This window comes from Arthrobacter ipis, from assembly GCF_014694315.1.
Lineage (GTDB): Bacteria > Actinomycetota > Actinomycetes > Actinomycetales > Micrococcaceae > Arthrobacter > Arthrobacter ipis.
The window spans coordinates 284,166-301,167 of record NZ_JAAOXD010000009.1 but is presented as its reverse complement, the minus strand read 5'-3'; the positions used below and the strand labels follow the sequence as shown (position 1 = coordinate 301,167).

20 protein-coding genes and 1 pseudogene are annotated in these 17,002 nt (G+C 65.3%); 13 read left to right on the top strand and 8 right to left on the bottom strand.

Going from position 1 to position 17,002, the window contains the following annotated elements; genetic code table 11:
- Positions 1-15: 15 nt before the first annotated feature.
- Entirely contained in the window at positions 16-549 is a 534-nt protein-coding gene (locus tag G9E11_RS20140; RefSeq protein WP_190609089.1) for a hypothetical protein, read from the bottom strand.
- Between the two features lie 282 nt (positions 550-831).
- Complete coding sequence (locus G9E11_RS20135; protein ID WP_190609088.1) at positions 832-1,668, bottom strand: alpha/beta fold hydrolase; 837 nt, start codon at positions 1,666-1,668, stop codon at positions 832-834.
- A 142-nt stretch (positions 1,669-1,810) separates the two neighbouring features.
- On the opposite strand from G9E11_RS20135, the gene G9E11_RS20130 reads away from it, so the two are divergent.
- The 3 genes from G9E11_RS20130 (at position 1,811) to G9E11_RS20120 (ending at position 3,769) form a co-directional block, all read left to right on the top strand.
- Positions 1,811-2,845 (top strand): LLM class flavin-dependent oxidoreductase, encoded by a 1,035-nt coding sequence (locus tag G9E11_RS20130; RefSeq protein WP_190609087.1) that lies wholly within the window; start codon positions 1,811-1,813, stop codon positions 2,843-2,845.
- A 166-nt stretch (positions 2,846-3,011) separates the two neighbouring features.
- Positions 3,012-3,470, top strand: a complete 459-nt coding sequence (locus G9E11_RS20125) for a DUF4386 family protein (RefSeq protein ID WP_311764431.1) — start codon at positions 3,012-3,014, stop codon at positions 3,468-3,470.
- A gap of 53 nt (positions 3,471-3,523) precedes the next feature.
- Positions 3,524-3,769, top strand: coding sequence for a hypothetical protein (locus G9E11_RS20120; protein WP_190609085.1), 246 nt, complete (start codon positions 3,524-3,526; stop codon positions 3,767-3,769).
- Here G9E11_RS20120 and G9E11_RS20115 read toward each other — a convergent pair whose 3' ends face one another.
- The 3 genes from G9E11_RS20115 to G9E11_RS20105 form a co-directional block, all read right to left on the bottom strand.
- Entirely contained in the window at positions 3,770-4,435 is a 666-nt protein-coding gene (locus G9E11_RS20115; RefSeq protein WP_190609084.1) for a nucleoside/nucleotide kinase family protein, read from the bottom strand.
- Positions 4,436-4,491: 56 nt separating this feature from the next.
- A complete protein-coding gene (locus G9E11_RS20110; RefSeq protein ID WP_190609083.1) occupies positions 4,492-4,965 on the bottom strand; it encodes a sensor histidine kinase in 474 nt (157 codons plus the stop codon).
- A 152-nt stretch (positions 4,966-5,117) separates the two neighbouring features.
- Positions 5,118-5,354, bottom strand: a complete 237-nt coding sequence (locus G9E11_RS20105; protein WP_190609082.1) for a hypothetical protein — start codon at positions 5,352-5,354, stop codon at positions 5,118-5,120.
- Positions 5,355-5,510: 156 nt separating this feature from the next.
- Here G9E11_RS20105 and G9E11_RS20100 point away from each other — a divergent pair, with 156 nt between their 5' ends.
- Positions 5,511-6,125 (top strand): TetR/AcrR family transcriptional regulator, encoded by a 615-nt coding sequence (locus G9E11_RS20100; RefSeq protein WP_190609081.1) that lies wholly within the window; start codon positions 5,511-5,513, stop codon positions 6,123-6,125.
- An 82-nt stretch (positions 6,126-6,207) separates the two neighbouring features.
- Here the strand turns inward: G9E11_RS20100 and G9E11_RS20095 are convergent, their stop codons facing one another.
- Positions 6,208-6,696 (bottom strand): hypothetical protein, encoded by a 489-nt coding sequence (locus tag G9E11_RS20095; RefSeq protein WP_190609080.1) that lies wholly within the window; start codon positions 6,694-6,696, stop codon positions 6,208-6,210.
- Between the two features lie 560 nt (positions 6,697-7,256).
- Here G9E11_RS20095 and G9E11_RS20090 point away from each other — a divergent pair.
- A complete protein-coding gene (locus G9E11_RS20090) occupies positions 7,257-7,766 on the top strand; it encodes an Hsp20/alpha crystallin family protein (protein ID WP_190609079.1) in 510 nt (169 codons plus the stop codon).
- Between the two features lie 9 nt (positions 7,767-7,775).
- Here the strand turns inward: G9E11_RS20090 and G9E11_RS20085 are convergent, their stop codons facing one another.
- Positions 7,776-8,519, bottom strand: coding sequence for an ANTAR domain-containing protein (locus G9E11_RS20085; protein WP_190609078.1), 744 nt, complete (start codon positions 8,517-8,519; stop codon positions 7,776-7,778).
- 287 nt (positions 8,520-8,806) lie between these two features.
- Here G9E11_RS20085 and G9E11_RS20080 point away from each other — a divergent pair, with 287 nt between their 5' ends.
- On the top strand, positions 8,807-9,679 hold the full coding sequence (locus tag G9E11_RS20080) for an NAD-dependent epimerase/dehydratase family protein (protein ID WP_190609077.1): 873 nt from the start codon (positions 8,807-8,809) through the stop codon (positions 9,677-9,679).
- Positions 9,680-9,696: 17 nt separating this feature from the next.
- On the opposite strand, the gene G9E11_RS20075 is transcribed toward G9E11_RS20080, so the two are convergent.
- The gene (locus G9E11_RS20075; RefSeq protein ID WP_190609076.1) at positions 9,697-10,467 is read right to left on the bottom strand and encodes a FadR/GntR family transcriptional regulator; all 771 of its coding nucleotides are present in this window, start codon (positions 10,465-10,467) and stop codon (positions 9,697-9,699) included.
- A 131-nt stretch (positions 10,468-10,598) separates the two neighbouring features.
- Between G9E11_RS20075 and G9E11_RS20070 the strand changes: the two genes are divergently transcribed.
- The 7 genes and pseudogenes from G9E11_RS20070 to G9E11_RS20040 all read left to right on the top strand — a co-directional run.
- On the top strand, positions 10,599-11,885 hold the full coding sequence (locus G9E11_RS20070; protein WP_190609075.1) for an ABC transporter substrate-binding protein: 1,287 nt from the start codon (positions 10,599-10,601) through the stop codon (positions 11,883-11,885).
- Positions 11,886-11,970: 85 nt separating this feature from the next.
- Entirely contained in the window at positions 11,971-12,909 is a 939-nt protein-coding gene (locus G9E11_RS20065) for a carbohydrate ABC transporter permease (RefSeq protein WP_102974169.1), read from the top strand.
- Positions 12,906-13,787, top strand: coding sequence for a carbohydrate ABC transporter permease (locus tag G9E11_RS20060; RefSeq protein ID WP_203219267.1), 882 nt, complete (start codon positions 12,906-12,908; stop codon positions 13,785-13,787). The genes G9E11_RS20065 and G9E11_RS20060 overlap by 4 nt, the downstream gene beginning before the upstream one ends.
- A gap of 10 nt (positions 13,788-13,797) precedes the next feature.
- Entirely contained in the window at positions 13,798-14,946 is a 1,149-nt protein-coding gene (gene dgoD / locus G9E11_RS20055; protein WP_190609074.1) for a galactonate dehydratase, read from the top strand.
- A 26-nt stretch (positions 14,947-14,972) separates the two neighbouring features.
- Positions 14,973-15,632: a bifunctional 4-hydroxy-2-oxoglutarate aldolase/2-dehydro-3-deoxy-phosphogluconate aldolase gene (locus G9E11_RS20050; protein ID WP_246469066.1), complete on the top strand. Its 660-nt coding sequence runs from the start codon at positions 14,973-14,975 to the stop codon at positions 15,630-15,632.
- Positions 15,629-16,621 carry a sugar kinase gene (locus G9E11_RS20045; RefSeq protein ID WP_311764430.1) on the top strand — a complete coding sequence of 331 codons (993 nt, stop codon included), beginning with the start codon at positions 15,629-15,631 and terminating at the stop codon, positions 16,619-16,621. Before G9E11_RS20050 ends, G9E11_RS20045 begins: the two co-directional genes overlap by 4 nt.
- Positions 16,622-16,691: 70 nt before the next feature.
- Positions 16,692-17,002: pseudogene (locus G9E11_RS20040) on the top strand (bifunctional D-altronate/D-mannonate dehydratase); the annotation flags it as partial.

The window sequence follows — 17,002 nt, the reverse complement described above, 5'->3', positions numbered from 1 at the left end:
CGAACGGGCTTTCTATCAGTAGCCGCCGGAGAAGCGGATCGTCAGGGACTGGCTCTTGGAAGAGTCATGTCCGTCGGAGCCCTTACCCTTGCCGTTGTCCTTCTTGAAGTCGATCTTCACAACATGGAAGACCTTCACTTTATTGTCGCCGCGATCCTTGTCCACGCGGTCCTTGTTGCTGTCGTATTCAACGTGGTTCTTGCGGACGTCGACGTCACCCTTGTGGTACTTGATGAGCTCGGCGTTTCCAGACCGCTTCTCTTTCAGGGTCCACTGGTGCCATGTCACCTTGGCGTTCTTGTCGCACTTGATCTTGAAGGCGAAGTCGACCTTGGCGAACTTGCGGTGGTTGTCGAGCTTGATGAGATCAGGCTTCCTGGCCTCAACCCAACAGTTAACTTTGTCGTTCTTACCGTTGTCATACGCCGCGGCGCTGGCGGGGCCGGCGAAGGCTACGGGACCCGCTACCAGTCCCAGGGAAACGGTCGAAACCAACACGAGCTTGGTTGCCAAAGGGCGGCGCTGCGATGTTGGCGAGGTAATGGTCATTATTCTTGCTCCTGCCTAGGGATGCACATTCAGATAGGTTCGGCAGGACTAGCCGATCACGGGGCGCGTGGAGACCTATCAACCACTTCTGCCACTTTATGATCGTCCACCGGGATTGACCGGGTGGGCTTGGAGCCGGGTTCCCCTCAAGGGAAGCGTCCGGATCCGGTATTCCAAAGTGTACCATTTACGGAAATTGTCAACCATTTGCGGTTGTATCTGGCAACGAGGGGCAGCCGACGGCGGGTGCTCCGGCGCCGGCCGCCCTCCTTTTGCGGCGGGCTACTTGCGCAGGAAGCCGAGCAGGGCCTCGTTGACCTCTGCCCCGTGGGTCCAGAGCAGGCCGTGGGGGGCGCCGTCGATTTCCACGTAGTCGGCCTCCGGCAGGGCTTTGGTGAATTCCCGGCCGGTGGCGTCAATCGGCAGGATGTTGTCCGCCGTGCCGTGCACGATCAGGGCCGGGACATCGATCTTCGGGATATCGCTGCGGAAGTCGGTGATCCAGGTGGGCTGGGCTGCCACCGAGGCGTGTGCCCCGGAGTTGGCGGCGAGGTTCCAGCTGGCCTTGACGGACTCCTCGCTGAGGCGGGGTGTGCCCAGGAAAGTGTCGCTGTTGTAGAAGTTCTTGAAGAACTCGGTGAAGAAGGCGTAGCGGTCCGCTGTGACTGCCTCGGCAAGGCCGTCGAAGACCGACTGCGGCACCCCCGTGGGGTTATCGTCGGTCTGCAGGAGGTAGGGCTCAAGCGATCCCAGGAAAGCAGCCTTGGACACGCGGGCCGACCCGAACGTGGAGAGGTACCGGGCCACCTCGCCTGTCCCCATCGAGAAGCCCACCAGCACCGCGTCGTTGAGGTCCAGCGTGGTGAGGACGGTGTTGAGGTCGTCCGCGAAGGTGTCGTAATCGTAGCCGGTGGTGGGCTTGCTGGACTTGCCGAAGCCGCGGCGGTCGTACGTGATGACGCGGTAGCCGGCGTCGAGCAGGGCGGCGGTCTGCTTCTCCCACGAGGATCCGTCCAAGGGATAGCCGTGGATGAGGACAACAGCCTGTCCGGTTCCGTGGTCTTCGTAGTAGAGCTCGATGTCCGTGCTGTTTTCCTGTCCAACGGTGATGAAAGCCATGTCTACATTCCCTTCGGTCTCGCGAGAACGGACGTCCTCAAGCGGTGATACCAACCTATCGGGATCGCGGGCCGGTGCGCAGGGTCTGTCACAGGGCGTAGCCTGCAGGAATGGCAGCGGAGACCGGGATGTTGAGAACGGCATGAAACGAATTGGCTTCCTGTCCTTCGGCCACTGGGGACCGGTGCAGGGTTTCCGCACAAGGACCGCGCGGGATGCGCTGCTGCAGGGGATTGAGCTGGCCGTGGCCGCCGAGGAGCTTGGCATCGATGGCGCGTTTTTCCGCGTGCACCATTTCGCTCGCCAGCAGGCGTCACCGTTCCCGCTGCTTGCGGCGGCCGCAGCCCGCACCAGCCGAATTGAGCTCGGCACTGCGGTCATCGACATGCGTTACGAGAACCCGCTGTACATGGCGGAGGAGGCTGCGGCCACAGATCTCATCAGCGGTGGCCGGCTCCAGCTCGGCATCAGCCGCGGTTCACCCGAGCCCGCACGGAACGGCGCGGGGGCATTCGGCTATGAGCCGCGTGAAGGCGAGACGGACGCCGACATGGCGCGCCGGCACGCCGAGGAGTTCCGGCGGGCCATAGCCGGCGCCGGCGTGGTGGAGGCCGACCCGCGGTACGCCGGGGGAGCCGCAGGGCTGCTGCCGGTCCAGCCCCGGTCCGAGGGGCTGCACGAGCGGATCTGGTGGGGCGCCGGAACCCGGAAGACGGCGGTCTGGGCGGCCGAGCAGGGGATGAACCTGATGAGCTCCACCCTGCTGACCGAGGATACCGGGGTGCCGTTCCACGAGCTCCAGGCCGAGCAGATCGCGATGTTCCGTGGGGCCTGGGCGGCGGCCGGGCATGGCCATGAGCCGCGTGTTTCGGTCAGCCGCAGCGTCCTGCCGCTGGCCGACGACGAGGACCGGCAATACTTCGGCCTGAGCGCCCTCCGCGAAGGCAGGGACCAGGTGGGCGCCCTCGACGGCACGCTTTCCCGCTTCGGCAAAAGCTATATCGGCGAACCGGACGTCATAGCCCATGAACTCGCCGCCGACACCGCGGTGCAGACCGCGGACACGCTCCTGCTCACCGTCCCCAACCAGCTTGGCGTGGAGTACAACGCCAAGCTGCTGGGAAACATCGCCCGCCATGTGGCCCCGGCGCTGGGATGGGCGCCCGTGCGGGCGTAATCTACTGGCATCGGACGGTTCCTCCCGAAGGGGGCAGCTGCCATGGACACGCATCACATTCCTGCAGGCCAGAGTCACGACGACGGTCAGAATCACGACGGCGGCAAGGGCCCCCGTCGGCTGTGGCAGCGGTCCTGCTCGTGCCGGACTGCTGGTGCTAGGGTCCGTGGCCGGCGGCGCGCCCGGGCGCTCATACTGGACGGCGCGGCTCGGCAGCTGCGCCGCGGCCGCCGCGCTTGCCCTCTATGGTGCACTTCAGGCAGTGGACGGTGTGGCTTTGAAGCACTCCGTGGATGCCTGGGCTGCCGCCCAAGGGGCCGAGAAGGCCGTTCGCTTTGCGGCCGCGGAGGACCTGCGCTGGCTCGAGTGGGGGATGCGCAGCTACCAGAGCTTTGTGCTGGGTGCGGCCTTTATCCTGATTGGCATCGCGGTCGGCAGTTCACGGAGCCTCCCGCGTCCCGTGGGCTACCTCATGGGACTGTCTGGGATCGCGTACCTGGCTCAGGGCTGGATCATTGGAGCCGACGGTTTCTCCGGCAGCAACACTGTGCCCACCCTTGCCGGCATTGCGCTCATCCTCGCCTGGACGCTCTGGCTCCTGGCAAGCTCGCTGCGCAGATCCTAGGCCCGGTGCCTAGACTGGGACGCGACCGGCATTTCCTAGTGAGAGGCAGTGGCATGACCGACACTAAGCGCAACACGGAAGAGCCCAGCGGCCTTCGAGGCCCTGGCGACCCGGACGCCGTCGAGCAGGAGCAGCCCCACCCCGAGGCGGGCACGGCACGCAACATCCGTGAGGAACAGATGACACAGCCGGGCGGAACCGTGCCCGCCAGCTACGTGGGCAGTGGAGCGCCGGAGAGCGAACCCAAGCCGGAAGAGGCCGCGGGCGAATCCGGGCTGTGGGACGCCGAGGACAGGTAGCTAAAACCAGGGGATGATTCTGTCGGCGCGGGAACGCGTGGCCTCGATCAGGCGTGCATTGGCCGCGTCCGGCCCGTTGGCCCATGCCTCGGCCGCGGCGCGGTCCATGCCAAAGAGCATGTGCCGTTCAACCAGGCGGGCAAGGCGCAGTTCATGTGGTGTGTCGACGAACCACACCTCGTCCAGTTGCGCCCGCACCTGCTGCCAGCGCGGATCGTCGCTGAGCAGGTAGTTGCCCTCGGTGATGATGACGGGGAGGGCGGCCGGGACGGCCAGCGATGCGGCAACGGGCTCATCGATCGTCCGCCGGAAGTCCGGCGCGTACACGACGTCCTCGTCCCGGCGCGCAAGCCGCTGCAGGAGCGAAAGGTAACCGCCGACGTCGAACGTGTCCGGTGCACCCTTGCGCTGCCGCAGGGGAGTGCCGTCAATGATGGCGTTGCCCAGGTGAAAACCGTCCATGGGCACCACAAGGGCGGAATCGGGGCCGAGGGCGTCGGCCAGGCAAGCCGAGAAGGTGGATTTGCCGGACCCGGGGGAACCAGCCACGCCGAGGAGAATCCGCCTTCCGGTGCTCAGCCGGCTGCGCAGTCCGGCGACGGCCTGCTGGATTTCCACGGATTCGAAAGCCCGGACGGCGCGGGGCTCAACTTTCGGAAGGGTCATGCACAGCATCCTAAGCGAGGCCCGGGATGCAGGCGTGTGCCGCGATGCGCTGCGGTTCAGTCGAGCGGAATGGTGATGGTGATGGCCGTGCCGGTACCCGGAGCCGAGGTGATGTCCACCGTCCCGCCCGCTTCCTCGACCGCCTGTGAAATGGTCCTGAGTCCGTGTCCGTTGACTTGTTCCGCTGCCGGCGGAGCCGATTCGAATCCGGTGCCGTTGTCGGCGACCATGAGGCGGATGCCGTGGAACACGGCGGCAAGCCGGACGGTGACATCGGTGGCGTGCGCATGCTTGAACGTGTTGCTCAGCGCCTCCTGCGCGGACTGGTACAGCAGGGACGCGCAGCCGGACGAGATCTCAACGCCGTGGTGGGGAGTCTCCCAGCGGACGCAGGTGCCCTGGCGGCGAAGGGGGACTGTAAGCCTGTCGATGCAGCCAGCGAGCCCCAGCCGGTAAAAGTCCAGCGGCTGACGGTCGGTGATGACACCGCCGACTTGGACGACTTCCTCAAGAGTTGCTGACTGGTTCATGGGCCCTCCGCTTCCAAGCGGTCCTAGTTGCATGCTTTCCCCGGAAAGATCGCTCCTCCAGGGGCTGATGCTTAAGGGTGGCGCGGGCCCATCAGGCTTGCCGCAGGTTTACCCCGTGATCCAATCAAGTTTCCGTGAGGTCTTGCGCGCTGCTACTGGGCCAGCATCCAAGGCTGCATCGCCTGATGCGGATACGTGACGGCGTCGGCTGCGTCCAGGACCTCCAGCGCTGTCATGTGCGCGGCCGCTGCTACTTCGCGGATCGGCTTGCCGTGGGTTACGGCCGCCGCAACTGCATTCTGCAGGGTTGCTGCTGCGGGATCGTGCTCCATCATTGCGGATTCCAGCGTCGCCACGGCCTCTTCCACCGCGCGGATGTCTTCGTCCATCAGTACCCTCCTGTTTCTGCCCCATTGCAGTGACGCCTACGGCCCGGGATCAGGCGCTGTTGCCAGCACGCCATTCCTAAGACGAGGTGTCATGTTCCTAAAACAATAAGACAGACAGGTCTGTCTCTACCAGTACCAAGGTACACTGATTCTCTAATGAGTGCTCCTGATGCAACCGGGGATGCCTTGCTTCCTCCAGGGGTGCGTACCGGCCATAGTGAACCAGTGGACCGGATCCTCGGCACTGCTTACGAGCTTTTCTCCCACCGCGGTGTCCGCGATGTCGGAATCAATGAGCTGATCGAACGGTCCGGCGTGGCCAAGTCCACGTTCTACCGCCACTTCCCCTCCAAGGATGCGCTGGTTCTGGCTTTCCTCGCACTCCGCGACCAGGTTTGGACCGTGGACCTGATTGTTTCCGAGGCGAGGCGCAGGGGCACCACCCCCGAGGGGCGGCTCCTGGCCATTTTTGACGTCTTCGGTGACTGGTTCCATCGTGACGATTTTGAGGCCTGCACCTTCATCAATGTCCTCCTGGAGATGGGCCCGGAGCATCCGCTTGGCGAGGCCAGCATCGGCTACCTCGCCAGAATCCGCGGCCACATCCAGGCGCTCGCCGAGGAGGCGGCACTCGTGCGCCCTGACGAATTCGCCCGCTCCTGGCACATCCTGATGAAGGGCTCCATCATTTCCGCAACGGAAGGCGACTTCCTCGCTTCCAAGCGGGCGCAACAGATGGCCGGCTGGCTGATCGAGCACCACCGGAGCTGACCCGCCGGTGGCCGGACGTCGTCGGCCCTCTTGAGCGGCACGCCCTCTTGAACGGCACGCCCTCTTCAGGGGCCGGTGCACATCAGTCGCGGCGCAACAGGTTCCGCAGTGGGGCGGGGAACCACCTCGACTTCGATCCTTCACCCGGGTCCCCGCCGCCCTCCGCCGGCCGGTCCGCCGCACCAGCTGTGAAGTAGTCTCCGCCAGCAGGGAGACTGCCGGCGCCCACAGCCAGGCTGTCCGCGCCCGCAGGGAGGCTGTCTCCGCCCGCGGCCGGCGGAAGGCAGGCGTTCTCGCTCAGATGGCACAGCAGCGCCTGCTCGGGGCACCCCGGATGCAAGGCCAGGTGCTGCAGCAGTCGGTGCCTGGCTTCCGATTGCACATCCGTTGTGGCGAGGATGTCCAGGATGAGTTCGATGACCTGGGCGCGCATCACCGTCTTGTCGATCGACCTCAGCGATTCGCTGCAGAAGTCGTCCAACTCTTCCGCTGCGTCCACGGAGCGTCTCCCACGTCCGGAGGAGACGTTCAGCCGATCGGGCTCGCCCGGGGTGGCAGTGTTAGCGTTCATCAGGACCTCCGTGAAGGGTCGCGTTTCCCCTCCGGGAATTCTGCATTGGCTGATGTGGAGAGCCCCGCGACCACTATGCCTGGCCCCCGAAGGGGCCAAGGCTCCGCAACCGCCTGCTTCCAGACATTGAGTGCTGCGAAGGTAACCACCGGAATGCACAGCAGTAACAGCGTCTTCACTGGGGTTCCTCCCTTTGGTGCCTGATCCCATTCATGACGCCAATGTGCAGCATGCCTCCTGTGAAAAGCTCGGTGCCCGCACCCCTCGATGAAAGGTTTCGGGCGGAACTTTGGGGGGTCCGGGCGGCGAAAATGTGCGCTTTGGCGCAGGGGCCCGAGCCGCCGCCGGAAACTTCCCGGGTTTTCACAAGGAAACTCTCAGGATCGGCGGCGGACGCGGTGTCCTGTTGGCGGAGCCGGAGGCTGCATGCAGCCCGCGGCAAGCGTCCCTACTGCGCCTTAACAAGCGATCCGCAAGGGCGTAGCTTTGTGGTGTTGGGACCCGTTCCGGTCCTCCGCATCACCTGCGTTGGGCCCGGAAGCTGACAGGAGGTAACAGCGATGACCAACATATTCAGGCGGGCCGGCGTGGATATCCCGGAACCCTTCCGCCGTTTCCTGGAAGGGGATCTGGACGCGTGGCTCCGGGTGGAGGAATACCGGGAGGCTGGCTCCCTGGTGGTAAAGGCTGAAGCACCGGGCATCGATCCTGACAATGACGTCGACATCACCTTGGCCGGCAGCCAGCTGCAAATCACGGTCCGCCGTGAAGAAAAATCGGAGCACAAGGACAAGGAAGGGTACCGCTCGGAATTCCGCTTCGGCACGTTTTCGCGAACGGTAAGCCTTCCCGCCCCAGTCAACCAGGAGGACATCCGCGCCTCGTACACCGACGGCGTTCTGGAAGTTCGCGTTCCACTGCCCGAAGAGCCCGCTGCGGGTGGTGCCCGAAAGGTCCGCGTCTCCCGCGGTGCAGGAACCAGCGGTGCCGGAACGGGCGGTGCCGGAACTGGCGGCTCTTCACGGGACATGGGGCAGGATCCCGAGGGCGCGAGTTTCGGTGGCCCCTAGGCTGGCAGCTCAGCCCTGGTAGTGGGTCTTCGCCGGGCCCTGGCCCAGCGAGTCAACGATCGACGTCGCAACGCTGTGCAGCTTGATGTTGCGGGTGCTCGACGCTGCCTTGAGCAGTTCGAAGGCTTCCTCCTGGCTGCACCTGTTCTGCGCCATGATCACGCCGACGGCGACGTCGATCACCGTCCGGGTTTCCAGCGTGGCCTTGAGGTTGGCCGCAGCGTCGCTGTAGTGGGCGAAGCGCACGGCCAGCCTCAGGGCCATTGAGGTCTGGCTGACGAAGTCCTGCGCCAGTTCCAGAGCCCGGCCCTCGAATCGGCCAGGACGGTGTGAGTAAAGGTTCAATGCGGCCCGGGTCTCGCCCTCGAGCACGAACGGGAGGGCGAGTATGGAGCGGACGCCCTGCTCCAGCACCGTTTCGGCATAGCTTTTCCACCGGTCGTGGTTCTTGAGGTCCGTAATGTGGATGGTGACCTGCTCGCGCGAGGCCGTCATGCAGGGACCGTCGCCGAAGTCGTACTGGATCTCGTCCATGGCCTGCGCCTCGGGGCTGCTGCTTGCTACGGTGGCTGCCTTGCGGTGCCGCAGCAGGGTCACGCCGCAGAGGACCTCGTCCCCGGGCTCGGACAGGCTGCGTGCAGAGATCCGGGCAAGCTCACGGAGGAATCCGCCCACGTCGGAGCTGGTGAGCACAAGCTCGTTGAGGTGCTCCGTGATTGAGGTTTCAGGTTTTGCGGTCGACTCGCTGGCCACGATTTTTCGGTACCGTTTCGCTCAGGTCAAGACGAACCGGCGGGCGCAGCGCAGGGGCCCCGTGGCCGGGGCGGCAGCAGCAAGCAAGGTGCCGGATCGAACAACAATCCAACGGCCTTCTGCTAAACCGTACCGAGAAAATATACACCAGTTCTTCGCGGGCCATGGCAGCGGTTGCAGCCGCGGGCCCTAGGCTGGGGGAAAGGTGCCCGGCGGCGACAGCTGCTGCGGCCATCGGAGCACGGCCGCCCGGGCCAGGGCCGGCCAGTCAACAGGAGGAGGCCGCGATGAGAATTGCCGTAACGGGAGGCAGCGGAAAGCTCGGACGGAACGTGGTCCGCAGGCTAGTGGCGGACGGTCATTCGGTCCTTAACCTGGACCGGGCGGGCAGCCGGAGTCCACAGTTCGCCGTCGTGGACCTGCGTAACTACGGGCAGGTTGTCGACGTCATCATGGGCCTGGATGACCGGCACCAGGGCTTCGACGCGATAGTCCATCTGGGCGCCATCCCGGCTCCGGGCCTGGTGCCTGACGCCGCCACCTTCGAAAACAACATGCTGTCCACCTACAACGTGTTCCAGGCGGCACGCAGGGCCGGCATCAAGAAAATCGTGTACGCCTCCAGTGAGACGGTGCTGGGACTGCCGTTCGATGTCGACCCTCCCTACATCCCGGTGGACGAGGAGTATCCGGCCCGGCCGGAGAGCACCTACTCCCTGGTGAAGCACCTGGAGGAGCAGATGGCCATCCAGATGACGCGGTGGGACCCGGAGCTGAGCATCATTGGCCTCCGGTTCTCCAACGTCATGGATCCGGAAGACTACGAGGAGTTTCCGTCCTTTGACCGGGACGCCGCCCTGCGCAAGTGGAACCTCTGGGGTTACATCGACGCGCGCGACGGTGCCCAGGCGGTGGCGCGTGCGCTGGAATACCGTCCGCCAGGGTTCGAGGCCTTCATCATCGCCAACGAGGACACCGTCATGAGCCGCTCCAGTGCCAGCCTGGCGTCGGAGGTGTTCCCGCGGGTGAAGGTGACTAAGGAGCTCGGCGAGCATGAGACCCTGCTGTCCATCGACAAGGCCAAGCGGCTCCTCGGCTACGCGCCCGAGCACAACTGGCGGAACTACCACTCGACCCGCACGACGCCCACCGAGGACTGAGCGCACCCACCGGGGACCTAAATGTCCGTTCGCGCTTTCCTGCGGGAAGGCGCTGACGCGGGATCCCCTTGGTGCCGCGACCAGATGTCGCCCATTTCCTGGGTGGACTGCTCAACGATTCTGCTCATGGCCGCGTGTGCAGCCTCGGCTTCACCGCGCTGGATTGCGCTGGCCACGTCCACATGCAGCTGCAGGGCCTCGTGGTGCGGAAGATGTGGCACCAGGCCGTGTTCGGTGCGGCCGGAGAGAACTTCCCGGACCAGGTTGTGCAGCTGGGAGAACATGGGATTGCCCGAGGTCCTCAGCACCGCAGCGTGAAACTCTATGTCCAGGGTGAGGAACTGTTCCTGTTTGTCGCCCTGCCCGGCCGCCCACAGCCGGGCTGCGAGCGACACGAGTTCGCTGCCGTCCTCCAGTGAGATGCGGTTCGCCGCGAGCCGTGCCGCTTGCGGCTCTATGGCACCGCGGAGTTCGTTCAGCGCGCGCAGCTGGTCAAGCCGCCCCGGGGAGGCCAGACGCCACCGGATGACCTGGGGATCGTAAAGATTCCAGCATTCTTCTTCCTGGACAACAGTTCCGAGCCGCCGCCTGGACTCCAGCATGCCCATGGAACACAGCACTTTCGTTGCTTCCCGGACCACCGACCGGGCCACCTTGTGCTCGGCTTCCAGCTCATCGATCCGGAGGACGGTGCGCGGCGCGAGCGTGCCGTCGGCAATCGCCAGGCCCAGCCGTTCCAAAAACGACCCGGGCGAATCTCTGGAGTGCTCCGCCTCTGGAGTTTGCATGAATAAAGCATACGGGAATCAACCAAAGGGTTGTTTAAGTCCGCCTTATTTGCCATGATCGCAGCCTGAGCAAGTGCAAAGATGCGTTTGGTGCGGCCGGAGGATCTCCGGTCCTGAGTCAAGGAGTCGTAATGAAGCGACGTTCAGTAGTGAAGTACGCGGCGGTTGCCGCTGCCCTCTCGATGGGGCTGACAGCCTGCGGCGGGGGCGGAGGCGGCGACTCGAAGGGGTCGGACACGGTCCGGGTTACCCTCGCCAACCACGTCTGGACCGAAGGGATCAAGGCCGCGATCCCCGAATTCGAAAAGTCCACCGGGCTGAAGGTGGAGTTGACCCAGCTCGGTGAAGACCAGCTGTCCGACCAGTACAACGTCAAGCTCAACGCGGGCAGCGACGAAATCGACGTCATGATGTACCGGCCTCTGCAGGAGGGCAAGGCCTTCGGCAAGAACGGCTACCTCGCGGACCTGACCAGCAAGGTCGCCGAGGATCCCGACTGGAACTGGAAGGACTACCAGGACGGCCCCGTCAAGGCTTCGACCTATGAAGGCAAGGTCATGGGTGTTCCGATCATCACCGAACGCGAGGTGCTCTACTACCGCAAGGACCTGCTGAAGGCTGCCGGCCTTGAGGTGCCCAAGACCATGGAGGAACTCGAGGCGGCAGCCAAGAAGATCGCCTCCGCGGACACTGCCGGCTTCGTTGCCCGCACCGGCAAGTCCACCGCGGTCACCCAATTCTCCAGCTTCCTGTACAGCTTCGGCGGCGACTTCACCGACGAAAGCGGCAAGTCCGCCGTCGGCAGCGAGGAAGCCAAGAAGGCCTACGCCTTCTACGGCGGCCTCATCAAGAACTACGGCCCCAAGAACGTCAGCACCGACATGAGCTGGCCCGAAGCCATGGCAATCTTCACCCAGGGCAAGGCCGCCTTCTACACGGAGGCGGACTCCCTCTACAAGAACGCCACGGACCCCGCCAAGTCCAAGGTGGCCGAGACCGTTGGCTTCGCGCCGCTTCCGGCCGGACCGGCGGGCTCCAAGCCGTACAACATCCCGTCGTGGGGCCTCGCAATCAACCAGTCCTCGGGCAACCAGGACAACGCCTGGAAGTTCATCAAGTGGGCCACCAGCAAGGACCGGACGCTCGAAGCACAGAAGGCCGGCGTCCCCGGACCGCGGGCCTCCGTCTGGTCTGATCCGGCCGGCACCTCCACTTACCCGAAGGACCTTGCGGCCGCCATCGCAGTCAGCGCTGAAAAGGGCGTCGGCCACGACCGTCCGCTGGTCGTCACCGTCGGCAAGGCCCGCGAAATCGTGGGTGAGCCCATCGTCGCTTCCATCACGGGCGCCGACGCTTCCGCCGCGGCCGACCAGGCCAACACGGCCTTCCAGAAGTTCCTGGACGACGAAAACAAGTAACTAAAGCGCGACGGCGGGACAACAGCCCCGCTGTTCTCCCGCCGTCGCACTCGAAACGCCTTCACCCCCAACTCTTAGGTGAACCATGTCTGTACTGACCCCTGCCCGGACCTCTGGACAATCGGCGCGCAGCCGGGATAATTTCTCCGCCTGGGCGAACCGCCACCGGAAATGGCTGTTTGCAGCCCCCGCGATGATCTTCGTCGGCCTCCTGATCGTCTTTCCGCTGGCTTGGACCCTCTACCTGAGCCTGACCGACTCCCAGGGATCGGTCCGCGCGGCCTCCGATTTCGTGGGGTTCGAAAACTACCTCACCGTGCTGACGGACACCGAAAGGTTCTGGCCGGCCGTCGGCCGCACGGTGTCCTTCACGCTGGTGGCGCTGGTTTGCGAAGTCGTCCTCGGCATGTGCATCGCCCTGCTCCTGTGGCGTCCGTTCCGCGGCGAGAAATGGGTCCGCGTGGCCATTCTGCTCCCGCTCGTGGCCACCCCCGTGGCAGTAGGCATGATGTGGCGCCTGATCTTTGACCCGAACATCGGCTTCGCCAACCAGCTGCTGGGGCTCGTTGGCATTCCGCCCCAGCCGTGGCTCTCCGGCCAGGACTCGGCCCTGCCCACCACCATCTTCATGGACGTTTGGCAGTGGACCCCCATGGTGGTGCTCATCCTCCTTGCGGGCCTGACCTCGCTGTCCGAGGAACCGGATGAGGCCGCGCGCATGGACGGCGCCAATGCCTTCCAGCGTTTCTTCTTCGTCACCCTGCCCCTCATGATGCCCACCGTGATCGTGGCCATCCTGCTGCGCGGCATCGACGCGCTCAAAACGTTCGACATCCTCTACGCCACCAAGGGCAAGGGCGGCGGTTCATTCCACGAGGTGGAGACGCTGAACGTGTACGCCTACGGGCTCAGCTTCGACTACAACCAGTACGGGCTCTCCTCCGCCGTGTTGATCCTGTTCTTCATGATCATCATTGGCTCCATGTGGCTGCTGACCATGCGCAAGAAAGCGGTAAGCAAATGACCCTTCTGACCGAATCCCAGACGCCGGCAAGCCAGCGGCGCGGAACGGCCCGCCGCAGGAAGCCGCTGCGCAGCAGCGGCTACAAGGTGTTCCGTGTCATTGCCCTGGTGGCGGTGGTGCTGTTCCTGATCGCGCCGCTGTTCTGGATGCTGCTCGCTTCCTTCAAGACCAACGTGGACATCTACGATGCGGGGAAGTCCTTCCTGTTCACGCCGACTGCCGAGAACTACGCCAACGTCCTGCAGCGGAACAACTACTTCGTCTTCATCTTCAACAGCTTCTGGGTGGCTTTCACCTCCACCGCGCTGTCACTGGTCCTGGGGGTCCCGGCGGCCTACGCCATGAGCCGGTTCACCATGCACCGCTCGGCGCTTGTGGTGCTCATGGCCCGCGTCATCCCGGGCGTTTCCCTGCTGGTGCCCTGGTACTACGTCTTCTCCAACCTGAAGATGGTGGGCGGCTTCGAAGTCCTGATCCTCAGCCACATGTTCGTCGCCCTGCCGCTGATCGTGTACATCATGATGAGCTACTTCGACTCGCTGCCGATCGAACTGGAGGAATCGGCTCAGGTGGACGGGCTCACCCCGATCGGCGCCTTCCGCCACATCACCCTCCCGCTGTCCGTGGCCGGCATGGCCACCGCTGGCATCCTGGCCTTCATCTTCTCGTGGAACAACTTCATGTTCGCCCTGGTCCTGTCCGGCTCGAAGACGAAGACGCTGCCCGTGGCCATCTTCGACTTCGTCTCCTACGCCAGCATCGACTGGGGCGGGCTGATGGCGGCCGCCACCGTGGTGACCATCCCGATCATGATCATTGCGTTGTTCACGCAGAAGTACATCGTCTCCGGTCTGACCGCCGGCGCCACCAAGGGCTAGGGGCTCAGAAATGACACGAATCAGCAGGATAGAAACCTTCCTGGTGCCGCCGCGCTGGCTGTTCGTCCGCATCGAGACCGACAGCGGGATTGTGGGCTGGGGCGAGGCGAGCTGTGAAGGCCGCAGCGAGACGGTGCGCACCGCCGTCGACCAGCTCGCCGAGCTGCTCATCGGCCAGGACGCCCTCCGGATCGAAGACCACTGGCAGGTCATGACCAAGGGGTCGTTCTACCGGGGCGGCCCCATCCTGGCAAGCGCAGTGTCCGGGCTTGACCAGGCACTGTGGGACATCGCCGGCAAGCACTTCAACGCGCCGGTGCACCAGCTGCTGGGCGGCCCCGTCCGTGACCGGATCCGCATGTACGGCTGGGTGGGCGGTGACGAACCCAACGAGGTGGCTGACCAGATCAGCGCCCAGCTGGAAGTGGGGCTTACCGCCGTCAAGATGAACGCCAGCGGCAGGATGAGTCCGGTGGCCTCCGTCGCGGAGCTCGACGGCGTGGTCCGCCGGGTTGCGGCCGCCCGCGAGGTCCTGGGGGACCACCGGGACGTCGCCGTCGACTTCCATGGCCGCTTCAGCCTGGCCAACGCCCGGCGGGTGGCGCCGCTGCTGGAACCGTTCCGGCCGTTCTTCCTGGAGGAACCTGTCGTTCCCGAGAACACCCACCTGCTGCGGGAATTCACCTCCTCCACGACCACGCCGGTGTCCACCGGCGAGCGGCTTTACAGCAGGCAGGAGTTCCTGCCCGCACTACAGGCCGGGATCGCCGTGGCGCAGCCCGACCTCTCCCATGCAGGCGGCATCACAGAGACCCGCAAGATCGCCTCGCTGGCCGAGATCTATGAAGTGCAGCTCGCCCCGCACTGCCCGCTGGGTCCGCTCGCGCTCGCGGCATGCCTGCAGGTTGGCTTCGCGACGCCCAACTTCCTCATCCAGGAACAAAGCATCGGCATCCATTACAACCAGGGCGCCGAGGTCCTGGACTACGTGGTGGACAAGACCCCGCTCAGGTTCGTGGACGGGCACATCGAGCGGCTGACCGGGCCGGGGCTGGGCATCGAAATCGACGAAGCCGTGGTCCGTGCCGCCGACAAGCTGGGCCACGCCTGGCGCGGACCGGTCTGGCGGCACCCCGACGGCTCCTTCGCGGAATGGTGACGGTCAGAATGGAAAACACAGGAACCATGAATCCCGAACTGCTGCTCAACGGCGTCAGGGACAGCCGGCTGGTAGCCATCGTGCGTGGCTCGGACGGACGGGCCGCCGCGAAGGCAGCACTCGTTGCCATGGAGGAGGGTTTCCGGTTCGTCGAAATCGCGCTCACCACCCCCGGTGCGCTGCAAGCCATCAGCGAGGTGCGGGCGGCTGCCCCGGCCGGCTGCTTCGTCGGGGCGGGAACAGTGCTGACAGTGCGGGACGTGGACAACGTCTTTGAGGCCGGCGGGCAGTTCACCGTGACCCCGGCGCTGGCCGAATCTATCGACGAGTCCGCGCGGCAGGGGATACCGGTTCTGGCCGGTGCAATGACGCCCAGCGAGGCCTACGAGGCCATGAACCGCGGGGCGACTGCCGTCAAGCTTTTCCCGGCCTCGATCGGCGGACTGCCGTACCTCAAGGCGTTGCGTGACCCATTTCCGGACATTCCCTTCATCGCGGTGGGAGGCGTCGGCCTCGAACAGGCCGCGGCCTACTGGGAGGCGGGTGCCATCGCGGTGGGCCTCGGCGGGCCGCTCTTCGGGGATGCCGGCTCCGGCGGGGACCTGGCGCCGGTACGGTCGCGGGCACGCAGCTTCGTGGATCTGGCCGCCGGTTTCGGGCGCACTGCCGTGGAGGGCCCGCGGTGACTCCCGCCGTCGACCTCCTTACGCTAGGCGAATCCATGGTCTCGCTCAGGACCGGCGGGCCGATCTCTGCCGGTGGCTGCCTGTCGATGCATGTGGCCGGGGCCGAATCGAACGTCGCCGTGGGCGCGGCCCGGCTGGGGCACCGGGTGCGCTGGGCAGGCGTCATCGGCAGCGACCCGCACGGTGAGTTCATCCTGCGCCAGTTGCGCGGGGAAGGCATCGACGTGCTCCACCGGGAGGATACGGTCCGCAGCACGGGCGTGATGTTTCTGGAACAGCGCACGGCCGATGTCACCCGCGCCTACTACTACCGCTCCGCGTCCGCCGGATCCACGCTCAACCGCGACGACGTCGACGTGGCCCTCGCCGGCGGCGCCCGGGTGCTGCACCTGACCGGAATCACCGCCGCCCTCAGTCCGCAGGCGCAGGAAGCAGTTGAATATGCCGCCGGCCGGGCCAAAAGCGCGGGGATCCTCGTCTCGCTGGACGTCAACTACCGCAGCAAGCTCTGGTCCCGTGACGAGGCCAAGGCTGCGCTGGCCCGGGTGGTGCCGTATGCCAGCATCCTGATCGCGTCCGACGACGAGCTCGGGCTGGTGGCGCCGGACCTGGAACGAGCAGATCCTGAAGCGGAGCTGGATTCCTCGGAGGCCGCCGAGGTCCTCGCTGCCAAGCAGCTCCTTGACCTGGGCGTGCAGGAAGTGGTGGTCAAACGCGGCGCCGCCGGCGCGGGCGTCCACACCGCCGTCGGACGCCATGAGGTGCCGGCTGTGCCGGTGACGAGCATCGACACCGTCGGTGCCGGAGATGCCTTCACCGCCGGATACCTCTCGGCCCTGCTCGACGGCGAGAACGTGGCCGGACGCCTCAGCCGCGGCGCGCTTGCGGGCGCCTTCGCCGTCAGTACGGCGGGGGACTGGGAAGGCCTGCCGCGGACCCGTGAACTCACACTCCTGGGCGACCATGTTGCCGGCAGCACCCAGCGCTGACTGTAACGCCCATCGGGCCGCCCGGCCCGGAATCTTGAAATTCTGCTGATGTGAAGGAAGGCCTGGACCTGTGAAAATCGTTGCCGCGGAAGTCTTCGTGACAAGCCCCTCCCGTAACTTCGTGACCCTTCGTATTACTACGGAGGACGGCGTGACCGGCGTCGGTGACGCCACGCTGAACGGGCGCGAGCTCGCGGTGGCCGCGTACCTGAAGGAGCACGTCGCGCAGTTGCTGATCGGCAAGGACCCGCACCGGATCGAGGACACCTGGCAGTTCCTGTACCGGTCCTCGTACTGGCGCCGCGGCCCGGTGACGATGGCGGCGATCGCCGCGGTGGACATGGCGCTGTGGGACATCAAGGGCAAGCTGGCCGGCATGCC